Source organism: Salmonella sp. SAL00670 (assembly GCF_046552235.1).
Lineage (GTDB): Bacteria > Pseudomonadota > Gammaproteobacteria > Enterobacterales > Enterobacteriaceae > Salmonella > Salmonella enterica.
This window is the reverse complement of sequence record NZ_JBGDUO010000006.1, coordinates 1-13,638: the sequence shown is the minus strand read 5'-3', so window position 1 is coordinate 13,638 and position 13,638 is coordinate 1. Positions and strand designations below refer to the sequence as shown.

Here is a 13,638-nt window from a genome sequence, read left to right as displayed (position 1 = left end):
GTAAAAAAAACCGAATGCGAAGCATCCGGTTGAAATAGGGGTAAACAGACATTCAGAAGTGAATGACGGTAATAAATAAAGTTAATGATGATAGCGGTCACTATTTTAGTTGCGAATGAAGATTCTGTTTTATCATTCAGTGCTATGAATTTCATCAATTTAACCCATTGATTTTAAAAGTCTCGTGAATATATTTTGTCTATTTGTGCTTATTTTTACTTGATTTTTGCTTTAAAAAAGTTCCGTAAAATTCATATTTTGAAACATCTATGTAGATAACTGTAACATCTTAAAAGTTTTAGTATCATATTCGTGTTGGATTATTCTGTATTTTTGCGGAGAATGGACTTGCCGACTGGTTAATGAGGGTTAACCAGTAAGCAGTGGCATAAAAAAGCAATAAAGGCATATAACAGAGGGTTAATAACATGAAAGTTAAAGTACTGTCCCTCCTGGTACCAGCTCTGCTGGTGGCGGGCGCAGCGAATGCGGCTGAAATTTATAATAAAGACGGCAACAAATTAGACCTGTTTGGTAAAGTTGATGGCCTGCACTACTTCTCTGACGACAAAGGCAGCGACGGCGACCAGACCTACATGCGTATCGGCTTCAAAGGCGAAACGCAGGTTAACGATCAGCTGACCGGTTATGGCCAGTGGGAATATCAGATTCAGGGCAACCAGACTGAAGGCAGCAACGACTCCTGGACGCGTGTGGCGTTTGCGGGTCTGAAATTCGCTGACGCAGGTTCCTTCGATTATGGTCGTAACTACGGCGTAACCTATGATGTGACCTCCTGGACCGACGTTCTGCCGGAGTTCGGCGGCGACACCTACGGCGCTGACAACTTTATGCAGCAGCGTGGTAACGGCTATGCCACCTACCGTAACACCGACTTCTTCGGCCTGGTGGATGGTCTGGACTTCGCGTTGCAGTATCAGGGCAAAAACGGCAGCGTGAGCGGTGAAAACACCAACGGTCGCAGCCTGCTGAACCAGAACGGTGACGGTTACGGCGGATCGCTGACTTATGCAATCGGCGAAGGCTTCTCTGTCGGTGGCGCTATCACCACGTCTAAACGTACTGCCGATCAGAACAACACCGCTAACGCTCGCCTGTATGGTAACGGCGATCGCGCCACGGTTTACACCGGTGGCCTGAAATACGATGCGAACAACATCTATCTGGCAGCGCAGTATTCTCAGACCTATAATGCAACCCGTTTTGGTACCTCTAACGGTAGCAACCCGTCCACCTCTTACGGTTTTGCCAACAAAGCGCAGAACTTTGAAGTGGTTGCTCAGTACCAGTTCGACTTTGGTCTGCGTCCGTCTGTGGCTTACCTGCAGTCTAAAGGTAAGGACATCAGCAACGGCTACGGCGCCAGCTATGGCGACCAGGACATCGTAAAATACGTTGATGTCGGCGCGACTTACTACTTCAACAAAAACATGTCCACCTATGTTGATTACAAAATCAACCTGCTGGATAAAAACGACTTTACCCGCGATGCGGGCATCAACACCGACGACATCGTAGCGCTGGGTCTGGTTTACCAGTTCTAATCAGCAAAAGATGTTGCTAAAGGGCCTGCGGGCCCTTTTTTCATGCCTTATTCCGGCGTACAAATACGACGTTTTGATATACGCTTGCGTCCATTCGAATGAGGATAAACAGCGATGAAAATGACTTTTTGCCGGGCCGTGTGTCTGGCGGCGGCTTTTTTACTTATGGGCTGCGATGAGGCTCCCGAAACGACAACAGCGTCACCTGCCGCTCAGGTGCTGGAAGGTAAAACGATGGGGACCCTCTGGCGGGTGAGCGTGGTTGGTATCGATGCGAAACGCGCCGCAGAGTTACAGACTAAAATCCAGACTCAGCTTGATGCTGATGATTGGTTGCTTTCTACCTATAAAAATGACTCCGCGTTGATGCGTTTTAACCATTCACGCAGTCTTGCGCCCTGGCCGGTCAGCGAAGCCATGGCGGATATCGTGACCTCGGCGCTGCGTATTGGCGCGAAGACGGACGGCGCGATGGATATCACCGTGGGCCCGCTGGTCAATCTGTGGGGGTTTGGGCCGGATCGGCAGCCGCTGCATATCCCAACACCAGCACAAATCGATGCGGCAAAAGCGAAAACAGGCCTGCAACATTTGCAGGTTATCGACAGGGCTGGACATCAGTTTTTGCAAAAAGATCTGCCGGATCTTTATGTTGATCTCTCCACGGTCGGGGAGGGCTATGCGGCGGATCACCTGGCGCGTCTGATGGAGCAGGAGGGCATTGCGCGTTATCTGGTCTCGGTGGGCGGCGCATTAAGCAGTCGCGGGATGAATGCGCAAGGGCTGCCGTGGCGCGTCGCGATTCAGAAGCCGACCGACCGGGAAAACGCGGTGCAGGCGATTGTGGATATCAACGGGCATGGCATCAGCACCTCCGGCAGCTACCGTAACTATTATGAGCTGGATGGCAAGCGCGTATCGCACGTTATCGATCCGCAAACGGGGCGCCCCATTGAACACAACCTGGTATCGGTTACGGTCATCGCGCCAACGGCGCTGGAAGCGGACGGCTGGGACACCGGCCTGATGGTGCTTGGTACGCAAAAGGCGCAAGAGGTCGTGCGGCGGGAAGGGCTGGCGGTCTTTATGATCATGAAAGAAGGTGAAGGCTTTAAAACCTGGATGTCGCCGCAGTTCAAAACGTTCCTGGTGAGCGATAAGAATTAAAACGCAAGATTACGGGTTTTTGTGGGCGGATTTACGGACACACTGCATGTAAGCAAGCACTATGCTTAATGAAGGAGTCTATGATGAAAAAAGCGTTACTTACCGATGATGAATGCTGGCTGCGGGTGCAGGCGCGCGATGCCAGCGCGGATGGGCGTTTCGTTTTTGCGGTGCGAACCACCGGCGTTTTTTGCCGCCCTTCTTGTCGCTCGAAGCGGGCGTTACGTAAAAATGTTCGCTTTTTTGCCAACGCGCAGCAGGCGCTGGACGCCGGTTTTCGCCCCTGCAAGCGCTGTCAGCCGGATAATGCGCGCGCGCAGCAACGGCGGTTGGATAAGATTGCCTGCGCCTGCCGTTTACTTGAGCAGGAGACGCCGGTAACGCTGGCGTCTCTGGCGCAGGCGGTGGCGATGAGCCCGTTTCATCTGCACCGTTTGTTTAAAGCGAGCACCGGTATGACGCCGAAAGGGTGGCAGCAGGCGTGGCGCGCCCGGCGGCTGCGTGAGGCGTTGGCGAAAGGAGAGCCGATCACGGCGGCTATTTATCGCGCCGGCTTCCCGGATAGCAGTAGCTACTACCGTCATGCCGACCAGACGCTGGGCATGACGGCAAAACAGTTTCGCAAAGGCGGCGATAATGTCTCCGTTCGCTATGCGCTGACGGACTGGGTTTACGGACGGTGCCTGGTGGCGGAGAGCGAGCGGGGGATTTGCGCGATTCTCCCCGGTGATAGCGACGACGCGCTACTGGCTGAATTACACACCCTGTTCCCGGCGGCCCGCCACGAACCTGCTGACGCGCTTTTTCAGCAACGGGTGCGGCAGGTTGTCGCGGCTATCAACACACGCGATGTGCTGCTCTCGTTGCCGCTGGATATCCAGGGAACCGCGTTTCAACAGCAGGTCTGGCAGGCGTTATGCGCGATTCCCTGCGGCGAAACCGTAAGCTATCAACAGCTTGCCGCGACTATCGGCAAACCCACGGCAGTACGCGCGGTCGCCAGCGCGTGCGGCGCGAATAAACTGGCGATGGTGATCCCGTGTCATCGGGTCGTGCGTCGCGATGGCGCGCTCTCCGGTTATCGTTGGGGCGTGCGTCGAAAAGCGCAGCTATTAAAGCGAGAAGCACAAAAAGAGGAGTAGCAATGCTGGATCTGTTTGCTGATGAAGCGCCCTGGCAAGAGCCCCTGGCGCCTGGCGCGGTGGTGTTGCGCCGCTTTGCGTTTCGCGCGGCGCAGTCGCTATTAGACGATATCGGGTTTGTCGCCAGTCAGTCACCGTTTCGTCAGATGATGACGCCGGGCGGCTACACCATGTCGGTGGCGATGACCAACTGCGGCGCGTTAGGGTGGACCACCGATCGTCACGGTTATTGTTATGCCGTGCGCGATCCGTTGACCGATAAACCCTGGCCTGCGCTGCCGTTATCGTTTGCCAGCGTATGTCGTCAGGCGGCAATCGCGGCAGGGTATGCGAGCTTCCAACCGGACGCCTGCCTGATCAATCGCTACGCGCCCGGCGCAAAACTGTCGCTGCATCAGGATAAAGACGAGCCGGATCTGCGCGCGCCTATTATCTCAGTTTCGTTGGGGGTGCCGGCGGTTTTTCAGTTTGGCGGTCTGCGTCGCAGCGACCCGATCCAGCGGATCTTACTGGAGCATGGCGATATCGTGGTCTGGGGCGGCGAGTCCCGGCTGTTTTATCATGGTATCCAGCCGCTTAAAGCGGGCTTTCATCCCATGACCGGTGAATTTCGTTACAATCTCACCTTCCGTCAGGCAGCTGAAAAAGAATAAAAATAAGAATTATTATTGCTGTGCAGGTGGAGTTAGTTAAACTGCGGGCTGTTATTATCGGTCCGGGTTGTAAGCATGGAACTTCTTATTCTTGTCTGGCGGCAGTACCGCTGGCCATTTATTAGCGTGATGGCGCTGAGCCTCGCCAGCGCGGCGCTGGGGATTGGCCTGATCGCGTTTATCAATCAGCGCCTGATTGAAACGGTGGACACCAACGTCATGGTGCTGCCGGAATTTCTCGGCCTGCTCCTGTTGCTAATGGTCGTCACATTAGGTTCCCAACTGGCGCTCACCACTCTGGGACACCATTTCGTTTACCGCCTGCGCAGCGAATTTATCAAACGCATTCTGGATACGCACGTTGAACGCATTGAGCAACTGGGCAGCGCCTCTTTACTGGCCGGTCTGACCAGCGATATTCGCAATATTACTATCGCCTTTGTGCGTCTGCCTGAGCTGGTGCAGGGCATTATCCTCACCGTCGGCTCGGCGGCGTATCTGGCGATGCTATCGACAAAAATGCTGCTGGTTACGGCTATCTGGATGGCGGCCACTATCTGGGGCGGATTTGTGCTGGTGGCGCGGGTTTACCAGCATATGGCGACCCTGCGCGAGACCGAAGATAAGCTGTACAACGACTATCAGACGGTGTTGGAAGGACGCAAAGAGCTGACGCTAAACCGCGAGCGTGCGGAGCAGATTTTTCAGCAATGCTATATCCCGGACGCCAAAGAGTACCGTCATCACATTATCCGTGCCGATACTTTTCACCTGAGCGCCGTCAACTGGTCGAATATCATGATGCTGGGGGCGATAGGCCTGGTCTTCTGGATGGCGAATAGTCTCGGCTGGGCGGATACCAACGTCGCGGCGACTTATTCACTGACGTTGCTGTTCCTGCGCACGCCGCTGCTGTCTGCGGTGGGGGCGTTGCCAACGCTACTGACCGCCCAGGTGGCGTTTAATAAACTGAATAAATTCGCGCTCGCCCCGTATAAGCCTGATTTTCCGCAGCCGAAAGCCTTTCCCGACTGGAAGACGCTGGAGCTGCGCAACGTGGTTTTCCACTATCAGGATAACGCGTTTTCCGTGGGGCCCATCAACCTGACGATTCACCGCGGCGAACTGCTGTTTTTAATTGGCGGCAACGGTAGCGGGAAATCGACGCTGGCCATGTTATTGACCGGATTATACCAGCCGCAATCGGGAACGATTTTACTTGATGGTCAACCTATTGCCGCCGGGCAGCCGGAAGATTATCGCAAACTGTTTTCTGCGGTGTTCACCGATGTGTGGTTATTCGACCGCCTGCTGGGGCCGCAGGGGAAACCCGCCAATCCCGCTCTGGTCGAAAAGTGGCTTGAGCACCTGAAAATGACGCACAAGCTGGAGCTAAACGACGGGCGCATTTTGAATCTTAAACTGTCGAAAGGGCAAAAAAAGCGCATTGCGCTGCTGCTGGCGCTGGCGGAAGAGCGCGATATTATTTTGCTGGATGAGTGGGCCGCCGATCAGGACCCGCATTTCCGCCGGGAGTTTTATCAGGTACTGTTGCCGTTAATGCAGGAAATGGGCAAAACCATTTTCGCCATCAGCCATGATGATCACTATTTTATTCACGCCGATCGTCTGCTTGAAATGCGTAACGGACAGCTAACCGAACTCACCGGCGACGAACGTGACGCCGCCTCGCGTGATGCGGTTGCGCGTACTGCGTAATGGCCGGATGAACCGCCTGATGGCAGCCCTACGTCCGCACGCGGGTAGGCCTGATAAGATGCCACGCGTCGCCACCAGGCATCGGGGTATTTTTTGCGGTGGACGAGCGGGGCTCCAGACGTGTTTTAAAAAGAACCCCGGAGCGCTGCGTGAGTCGGCGTGTTCAGATGCCCGGTAAGTGTGACCGGGCAGCGTAACATTATCGCGCGACGGCGTTCTGTACGTTAGCGTCCGCTTTCCAGATGCGGTATTTCACGTCCACATTCGCTGGGGTATACACCACGATCGGCAGCTTGCTGTTGTAGCGCAGCATCCCGTCTTCACCCAGCCAGGCGGTGACGAATTTTTGCTCTTTCTTACCTTCAGGGCAGGCCATCATGGTTGATACCGGAGAGGTGACGTTATCAAAGACATAATAGTCATAGCCCCAGCCTTCCAGCGTTTTTGTTTCCAGCGTGCCGCCGAGGCGATGCTGGTTACAATCCACATTCAGCGTTTGACCAATCAACAGTTCCACTTTGAGGGTAGATTCATCCTGCTGAGGGGTAAGGGTTATCACTTGCCGCTTCATTCCTTTTTCCGCCTGCGGATAGGGGGCGATTTTCTCCAGCGGCTGGGCGGTATCGCTATTGTTAGCCCAGGCAGAGGCGCTGGCGAGGGCGGCGAAGACGACGGCAGGGACAAACATCTTCATTTGATTGTTCACAGTATTTCCTTTCTGCTGTTTTCGGTATGCATGGGAGACAGATTAACATATTCACTTTATCTATTAATCTGTATTTACTCATATTTTCAAGATTATTAATAAAATAGCATCTTTTTATATAGTGGAATATTCTGATATTGATAATGTAAATGAAATTATCAGCTATTAGTGGTTTTCGCTATATAAATATCTATACAACTCATTGAAATGTGAGAAAAAGCACGTTTACGGGTCTTTACCCGGCACTCTTTTGATCCGGCAACAGCATTTACCTCTATCGGGGTATGCATCTCTTACACATCCTGAAATATCTTATTTACAAAAATAACTACTCATAAATTGTACGGTTTTTATTGGCATTCACTCCCTATGGAAGCGTGTCGTTATGGAAGGGCGATATCATGGTTGATTTATCCCGTCGAAGCATGTTGACCGGCAGTTGGCGCAACGCCAGCAATGGGATTCTTCCGCCGTGGGCCAGAGAAACGACCTATTTTCTCGCACATTGTCTGCGTTGCGACGCCTGTATCCAGGCGTGTGAGGCCGACATCCTGCAGCGAGGGGCGGGGGGATATCCGAGCGTAGATTTCAAACGGGGCGAGTGCAGCTTTTGTTATGCCTGTGCGCAGGCCTGTCCCGAATCTCTCTTTCTTCCGCGCCACACCAGGGCCTGGGATTTAATTTTTACACTCACGGAAAACTGCCTCGCCAGGCAATCGGTTGAATGCCATCGTTGCCAGGACAGTTGTGAACCTATGGCCATTACCTTTCGCCCCACGTTATCCGGTATTTACCAGCCGCAGCTTGACTCGCAGGCTTGTAACGGATGCGGGGCGTGTGTGGCTATCTGTCCCGTGTCAGCCATCAAAGCGGAGAACCACCATGCGCACTAACTGGCAGGTCTGTAGCCTGGTCGTGCAGGCCAAAAGTCAGAATATCGCCGCCATTGGCACACAGTTGAACACGTTGCCGGGTTGCGAAGTCGCGTTAAGCGACGTTGAAAGCGGGCAGCTGATCGTGGTGGCGGAAGCAGATCAGAGTGAAACGCTGATGCAAACAATTGAGTCAGTACGCAATGTCGAGGGCGTACTGGCGGTGTCGCTGGTTTATCACCAGCAGGATGAGCAAGGTGAGGAAACACCATGAAACTCAGTCGTCGTAGCTTTATGAAAGCTAACGCCGTTGCGGCCGCTGCGGCGGCTGCCGGTCTGAGCGTGCCGGGCGTCGCCCGCGCCGTTGTCGGGCAGCAGGAAGCCATCAAATGGGATAAAGCGCCGTGCCGTTTTTGCGGAACGGGGTGCGGTGTGTTGGTGGGAACGCAGCAGGGCCGTGTGGTCGCCTGCCAGGGCGACCCCGACGCGCCGGTCAACCGTGGTCTGAACTGCATTAAAGGCTACTTCCTGCCCAAAATCATGTACGGTAAAGATCGTCTGACGCAGCCGATGCTTCGCATGAAAGACGGCAGCTATCACAAAGACGGCGAGTTTACTCCGGTGAGCTGGGAACAGGCCTTCGATGTGATGGAGGAGAAGTTTAAAACCTCCCTGAAAGAGAAAGGGCCAGAAGCGATCGGCATGTTTGGGTCGGGTCAATGGACCATCTGGGAAGGCTATGCCGCCGCGAAACTGTTCAAGGCTGGTTTCCGCTCTAACAACATTGACCCGAACGCGCGTCACTGCATGGCCTCGGCGGTGGTGGGCTTTATGCGTACCTTTGGCATGGATGAACCGATGGGCTGCTACGACGATATTGAGCAGGCCGATGCGTTTGTGCTGTGGGGTTCCAACATGGCGGAGATGCACCCGATTTTATGGTCGCGCATCACTAACCGCCGTTTGTCCGACCCGAATGTGAAAGTCGCTGTCCTCTCCACCTTCCAGCACCGTAGCTTTGAGCTGGCGGACAACGGTATTGTCTTTACCCCGCAAAGCGATCTGGTGATCCTTAACTATATCGCGAATTACATTATTCAGAACAACGCGGTAAATCAGGATTTCTTCACAAAGCATGTGAATCTGCGTAAAGGGGCGACGGATATCGGCTACGGCTTACGCCCGACGCACCCGCTGGAAAAAGCGGCGAAGAATCCGGGCTCCGACGCTTCCGAGCCGATGAGCTTCGACGAGTATAAAGCCTTCGTGGCGGAATATACGTTGGACAAGACTGCTGAAATGACCGGCGTGCCGAAAGATCAACTGGAACAGTTGGCACAGCTCTACGCCGATCCGAATAAGCGCGTGATCTCTTACTGGACGATGGGTTTTAACCAGCATACCCGCGGCGTGTGGGCGAATAACCTGGTTTACAACCTCCATCTGCTGACCGGAAAAATCTCCCAGCCTGGCTGCGGTCCTTTCTCGCTGACCGGCCAGCCTTCCGCCTGCGGTACGGCGCGTGAAGTGGGAACCTTCTCACACCGTCTGCCCGCAGACATGGTCGTGACGAACGAAAAACACCGTGATATCTGCGAAAAACACTGGCAGATCCCCGCTGGCACTATTCCGGCAAAAGTGGGTTTACACGCGGTGGCGCAGGATCGCGCGTTGAAAGACGGCAAGCTGAACGTCTACTGGGTAATGTGTAATAACAATATGCAGGCCGGGCCGAACATCAATGAAGATCGGATGCCGGGCTGGCGCGATCCGCGTAACTTTATCATTGTCTCCGATCCTTACCCGACGGTAAGCGCGCTGTCTGCGGATCTGATCCTGCCGACCGCCATGTGGGTTGAGAAAGAAGGCGCTTACGGCAACGCCGAACGCCGCACGCAGTTCTGGCGTCAGCAAATTAAAGCGCCGGGCGAAGCCAAATCCGACCTCTGGCAACTGGTGCAGTTCTCCCGTCGTTTTAAAACCGAGGAGGTCTGGCCGGAGGCGTTGTTGGCCCAGAAGCCGGAGCTGCGCGGCAAAACGCTGTATGACGTTCTGTTCGCCACGCCTGCGGTCAGCAAATTCCCGCTGAGCGAGCTGAAAGAAGATCAGTTAAACGATGAGTCTCGTGAGCTGGGCTTCTATCTGCAAAAAGGGCTATTTGAAGAATACGCCTGGTTTGGACGTGGTCACGGTCACGATCTGGCGCCGTTCGACGATTACCACAACGCGCGCGGTCTGCGCTGGCCAGTCGTCGAAGGCAAAGAGACGCAATGGCGTTACAGCGAAGGCAACGACCCGTATGTAAAAGCGGGGGAAGGGTACAAATTCTACGGTAAACCGGATGGCAAAGCGGTGATCTTCGCGCTGCCATTTGAACCCGCGGCGGAGTCGCCGGACAACGAGTACGATCTGTGGCTTTCCACCGGTCGCGTGCTGGAACACTGGCATACCGGCAGTATGACGCGCCGCGTGCCTGAATTGCATCGCGCCTTCCCGGAAGCGGTGGTCTTTATTCACCCGCTGGATGCGAAAGCGCGCGATCTGCGTCGTGGGGATAAGGTTAAAGTGTCGTCCCGCCGCGGCGAAGTGATTTCGATTGTCGAAACACGTGGACGTAACCGTCCGCCGCAGGGACTGGTGTATATGCCGTTCTTCGATGCCGCTCAGCTAGTGAACAACCTGACGCTGGATGCGACGGACCCGCTCTCTAAAGAGACGGACTTCAAGAAGTGCGCCGTTAAGCTGGCGAAGGTGTAACGCGTTATGTCCCGTACAGCGAAACCCCAAAATGGCCGCCGCCGCTTTCTGCGTGATGTTGTGCGCACTGTGGGCGGGCTGGCGGCGGTTGGCGTGGCGCTGGGCTTGCAACAGCAAACCGCGCGCGCAACGGGCGTGCGGCTGCGTCCGCCTGGCGCGCTGAATGAAAATGTCTTCGCCAGCGCCTGTGTGCGCTGCGGGCAGTGCGTTCAGGCGTGTCCATACGACACGCTAAAACTGGCGACGCTGGCCTCCGGGCTATCGGCAGGTACGCCCTATTTCGTCGCTCGCGACATCCCCTGCGAAATGTGTGAAGACATTCCGTGCGCCAAAGTCTGCCCCAGCGGGGCGCTGAATAAAGATATCGCCTCCATTGATGACTCGCGCATGGGGCTGGCGGTGCTGCTGGATCAGGAAAACTGCCTCAACTTTCAGGGGCTGCGCTGCGACGTTTGTTACCGCGAATGCCCGAAAATCGATGAGGCCATCACGCTGGAGCTGGATCGCAACATGCGCACCGGCAAACATGCGCGCTTTCTGCCCACCGTACACAGCGACGCCTGTACCGGCTGCGGCAAATGCGAAAAAGTCTGCGTACTGGAGCAACCAGCGATAAAAGTGTTGCCGTTGTCATTGGCGAAAGGGGAGTTAGGACACCATTACCGCTTCGGCTGGCTGGAGGGGAAAGATGGCAAATCGTAAACGCGATGCCGGGCGAGAAGCGCGGGCGAAAAAAGGCTGGTGGCGTAGCCACCGCTGGCTGGTGTTACGCCGTATCAGCCAGTTTATGGTGCTGGGGATGTTTCTCAGCGGCCCGTGGCTGGGCTTTTGGGTTTTGCATGGCAACTACAGCAGTAGTTTGCTGTTCGATACCCTCCCGTTGACCGATCCGCTGATTACCCTGGAAAGTCTCGCCAGTGGACATCTTCCCGCTACCGTGGCGCTGACGGGAGCAGTGATTATCGCTGTGCTGTATGCGCTGGCGGGAAAGCGACTATTTTGCAGTTGGGTTTGCCCGCTAAACCCCGTTACCGATTTGGCTAACTGGATGCGCAGGAAATTTGACCTGAACCAGTCTGCGACGATTCCACGCCATATACGGTACGTCCTTCTGGTGGTGGTGTTAATCGGTTCGGCGTTGACCGGCACGCTGCTGTGGGAATGGATTAATCCCGTGTCGCTGTTAGGTCGTAGTCTGATTATGGGATTTAGTAGCGGCGCGTTGCTGATTATTGCTTTGTTTTTATTTGATTTATTAGTCGTTGAGCACGGTTGGTGCGGGCATATTTGCCCGATGGGCGCGCTGTATGGCGTGTTGGGCAGTAAAGGCGTAGTGACCGTGACGGCCAAAAAACGTGAGAAATGTAATCGCTGTATGGATTGTTTTCATGTTTGCCCGGAACCGCATGTGCTACGTGCGCCGGTGCTGGATGAGCAAAGCCCGGCGCAGGTCACTCACCGCGACTGCATGACCTGCGGTCGCTGCGTGGATGTCTGTTCTGAGGATGTTTTTACAATAACGATACGCAACATCATTCGGGATGCATCGCGGCGGTAAGCGAGGAAATCCCCGGGAGCATAGATAACGATGTGACTGGGATTTTCGAGCGCAGCCAACAAAGAGGCAGCTCGAAGGATGAAGTGTAAATGCGATGGAGTTCGGGAGCGAAACAATGAAAAGCCATGACCTGATGAAAGCGCTGTGTCAATGGATGGCCACGCTTGCCCTGGTGGTAAGTGGTGCGGTTTGGGCGGCAAACGGAGTGGATCTGAGCCAGTCGCCGGAAGTATCCGGGACGCAGGAAGGGGCGATTCGTATGCCGAAAGAGCAGGAGCGTATGCCGCTAAATTACGTCAACCAGCCGCCGATGATCCCGCACAGCGTCGAGGGCTACCAGGTGACGACCAATACCAACCGCTGTCTGCAATGCCACGGCGTGGAAAGTTATCGTACGACGGGCGCGCCGCGTATCAGCCCGACGCACTTTATGGACAGTGACGGTAAAGTGTCGGGCAACGTCGCGCCGCGTCGTTATTTCTGCCTGCAGTGCCACGTACCGCAGTCTGATACCGCGCCGATTATCGACAATACCTTTACCCCCTCGCAAGGTTACGGGAAATAAGAGGTCATTATGGAAAATTCTAACCGTAAACCCTGCTGGATAAAGCGCGTCTGGCGATGGTGGCGCAGCCCCAGCCGCCTGGCGTTGGGGACGCTGCTGTTAATCGGTTTTATCGGCGGCATCATCTTCTGGGGCGGCTTCAATACCGGGATGGAAAAGGCTAACACCGAAGAGTTTTGTATTAGCTGCCATGAAATGCGCAACACGGTGTATGAGGAGTATATGGAAACCGTCCATTACAACAACCGTAGCGGCGTTCGTGCCACCTGTCCTGACTGCCATGTGCCGCATGAGTGGGGGCCGAAGATGATCCGTAAGATCAAAGCCAGTAAAGAGCTGTATGCGAAGGTATTTGGGCTGATAGATACACCGCAGAAATTTGAAGCTCATCGCCTGACAATGGCACAAAATGAGTGGCGGCGCATGAAAGACAACAACTCGCAGGAATGCCGTAACTGCCACAATTTCGACTTTATGGATCTGACCGCGCAAAAAGGCGTCGCGGCGAAAATGCACGATCAGGCGGTAAAAGATGGACAGACCTGTATCGATTGCCACAAAGGGATCGCGCATAAACTGCCGGATATGCGTGATGTTAAACCAGGTTTCTGACAGGACGTTGATGAGTGGGAATGCTTGAAGCCAGAGATCTGTACTGCGAGCGGGACGAGAGGACGCTGTTTCGCGGGCTGTCGTTCACCGTGGAGGCCGGGGAGTGGGTGCAGGTCACCGGCGGCAACGGCGCCGGAAAAACCACCCTGCTGCGCCTGCTGACCGGGCTGGCGCGCCCGGACGGCGGCGAGGTGTACTGGCAGGGCGAGCCCCTGCGCCGCGTGCGCGACAGCTTCCATCGCAGCCTGCTGTGGATAGGGCACCAGCCGGGGATCAAAACCCGCCTGACGGCGCGGGAGAACCTGCACTTCTTCCACCCCGG

14 protein-coding genes are annotated in these 13,638 nt (G+C 54.9%); 13 read left to right on the top strand and 1 reads right to left on the bottom strand.

Going from position 1 to position 13,638, the window contains the following annotated elements:
* Positions 1-428 precede the first annotated feature (428 nt).
* The 5 genes from ACLJRS_RS18185 to ACLJRS_RS18165 all read left to right on the top strand — a co-directional run bounded on the left by ACLJRS_RS18185 (position 429) and on the right by ACLJRS_RS18165 (position 6,246).
* On the top strand, positions 429-1,565 hold the full coding sequence (locus ACLJRS_RS18185) for a porin OmpC (protein WP_000865526.1): 1,137 nt from the start codon (positions 429-431) through the stop codon (positions 1,563-1,565).
* Positions 1,566-1,679: 114 nt separating this feature from the next.
* Positions 1,680-2,732, top strand: coding sequence for an FAD:protein FMN transferase ApbE (gene apbE, locus ACLJRS_RS18180; protein WP_000784304.1), 1,053 nt, complete (start codon positions 1,680-1,682; stop codon positions 2,730-2,732).
* An 80-nt stretch (positions 2,733-2,812) separates the two neighbouring features.
* Positions 2,813-3,874 carry a bifunctional DNA-binding transcriptional regulator/O6-methylguanine-DNA methyltransferase Ada gene (gene ada, locus ACLJRS_RS18175; protein WP_000975968.1) on the top strand — a complete coding sequence of 354 codons (1,062 nt, stop codon included), beginning with the start codon at positions 2,813-2,815 and terminating at the stop codon, positions 3,872-3,874.
* Positions 3,875-3,876: 2 nt separating this feature from the next.
* Complete coding sequence (alkB, locus tag ACLJRS_RS18170) at positions 3,877-4,527, top strand: DNA oxidative demethylase AlkB (protein WP_410957876.1); 651 nt, start codon at positions 3,877-3,879, stop codon at positions 4,525-4,527.
* Positions 4,528-4,602: 75 nt separating this feature from the next.
* Positions 4,603-6,246, top strand: a complete 1,644-nt coding sequence (locus tag ACLJRS_RS18165) for a multidrug ABC transporter permease/ATP-binding protein (RefSeq protein WP_000421572.1) — start codon at positions 4,603-4,605, stop codon at positions 6,244-6,246.
* A gap of 199 nt (positions 6,247-6,445) precedes the next feature.
* Here the strand turns inward: ACLJRS_RS18165 and eco are convergent, their stop codons facing one another.
* Positions 6,446-6,940: a serine protease inhibitor ecotin gene (gene eco, locus ACLJRS_RS18160; RefSeq protein ID WP_001550295.1), complete on the bottom strand. Its 495-nt coding sequence runs from the start codon at positions 6,938-6,940 to the stop codon at positions 6,446-6,448.
* 413 nt (positions 6,941-7,353) lie between these two features.
* Between eco and napF the strand changes: the two genes are divergently transcribed.
* The 8 genes from napF to ccmA all read left to right on the top strand — a co-directional run.
* The gene (gene napF / locus ACLJRS_RS18155; RefSeq protein WP_000228064.1) at positions 7,354-7,845 is read left to right on the top strand and encodes a ferredoxin-type protein NapF; all 492 of its coding nucleotides are present in this window, start codon (positions 7,354-7,356) and stop codon (positions 7,843-7,845) included.
* Positions 7,835-8,098 (top strand): chaperone NapD, encoded by a 264-nt coding sequence (gene napD / locus ACLJRS_RS18150; protein WP_001260058.1) that lies wholly within the window; start codon positions 7,835-7,837, stop codon positions 8,096-8,098. Before napF ends, napD begins: the two co-directional genes overlap by 11 nt.
* Positions 8,095-10,581: a nitrate reductase catalytic subunit NapA gene (gene napA / locus ACLJRS_RS18145; RefSeq protein WP_000778097.1), complete on the top strand. Its 2,487-nt coding sequence runs from the start codon at positions 8,095-8,097 to the stop codon at positions 10,579-10,581. Before napD ends, napA begins: the two co-directional genes overlap by 4 nt.
* Positions 10,582-10,587: 6 nt before the next feature.
* The gene (gene napG / locus ACLJRS_RS18140) at positions 10,588-11,283 is read left to right on the top strand and encodes a ferredoxin-type protein NapG (RefSeq protein WP_000091682.1); all 696 of its coding nucleotides are present in this window, start codon (positions 10,588-10,590) and stop codon (positions 11,281-11,283) included.
* Entirely contained in the window at positions 11,270-12,139 is an 870-nt protein-coding gene (gene napH, locus ACLJRS_RS18135; RefSeq protein WP_000013529.1) for a quinol dehydrogenase ferredoxin subunit NapH, read from the top strand. Before napG ends, napH begins: the two co-directional genes overlap by 14 nt.
* Positions 12,140-12,254: 115 nt before the next feature.
* The gene (napB, locus tag ACLJRS_RS18130; protein WP_000835182.1) at positions 12,255-12,704 is read left to right on the top strand and encodes a nitrate reductase cytochrome c-type subunit; all 450 of its coding nucleotides are present in this window, start codon (positions 12,255-12,257) and stop codon (positions 12,702-12,704) included.
* A gap of 9 nt (positions 12,705-12,713) precedes the next feature.
* Positions 12,714-13,316, top strand: coding sequence for a cytochrome c-type protein NapC (napC, locus tag ACLJRS_RS18125; protein WP_410957875.1), 603 nt, complete (start codon positions 12,714-12,716; stop codon positions 13,314-13,316).
* A gap of 20 nt (positions 13,317-13,336) precedes the next feature.
* A partial coding sequence (gene ccmA / locus ACLJRS_RS18120; protein WP_143552038.1) for a heme ABC exporter ATP-binding protein CcmA occupies positions 13,337-13,638 on the top strand: 302 nt, incomplete at its 3' end.

Coding starts and splice junctions, on each gene's coding strand:
- napC (WP_410957875.1), top strand. CDS start 12,714: ATGGAAAATTCTAACCGTAAACCCTGCTGGATAAAGCGCGTCTGGCGA.
- napB (WP_000835182.1), top strand. CDS start 12,255: ATGAAAAGCCATGACCTGATGAAAGCGCTGTGTCAATGGATGGCCACG.
- ada (WP_000975968.1), top strand. CDS start 2,813: ATGATGAAAAAAGCGTTACTTACCGATGATGAATGCTGGCTGCGGGTG.
- napF (WP_000228064.1), top strand. CDS start 7,354: ATGGTTGATTTATCCCGTCGAAGCATGTTGACCGGCAGTTGGCGCAAC.
- napH (WP_000013529.1), top strand. CDS start 11,270: ATGGCAAATCGTAAACGCGATGCCGGGCGAGAAGCGCGGGCGAAAAAA.
- eco (WP_001550295.1), bottom strand. CDS start 6,940: ATGAAGATGTTTGTCCCTGCCGTCGTCTTCGCCGCCCTCGCCAGCGCC.
- apbE (WP_000784304.1), top strand. CDS start 1,680: ATGAAAATGACTTTTTGCCGGGCCGTGTGTCTGGCGGCGGCTTTTTTA.
- alkB (WP_410957876.1), top strand. CDS start 3,877: ATGCTGGATCTGTTTGCTGATGAAGCGCCCTGGCAAGAGCCCCTGGCG.
- ACLJRS_RS18165 (WP_000421572.1), top strand. CDS start 4,603: ATGGAACTTCTTATTCTTGTCTGGCGGCAGTACCGCTGGCCATTTATT.
- napA (WP_000778097.1), top strand. CDS start 8,095: ATGAAACTCAGTCGTCGTAGCTTTATGAAAGCTAACGCCGTTGCGGCC.
- napD (WP_001260058.1), top strand. CDS start 7,835: ATGCGCACTAACTGGCAGGTCTGTAGCCTGGTCGTGCAGGCCAAAAGT.
- ACLJRS_RS18185 (WP_000865526.1), top strand. CDS start 429: ATGAAAGTTAAAGTACTGTCCCTCCTGGTACCAGCTCTGCTGGTGGCG.
- napG (WP_000091682.1), top strand. CDS start 10,588: ATGTCCCGTACAGCGAAACCCCAAAATGGCCGCCGCCGCTTTCTGCGT.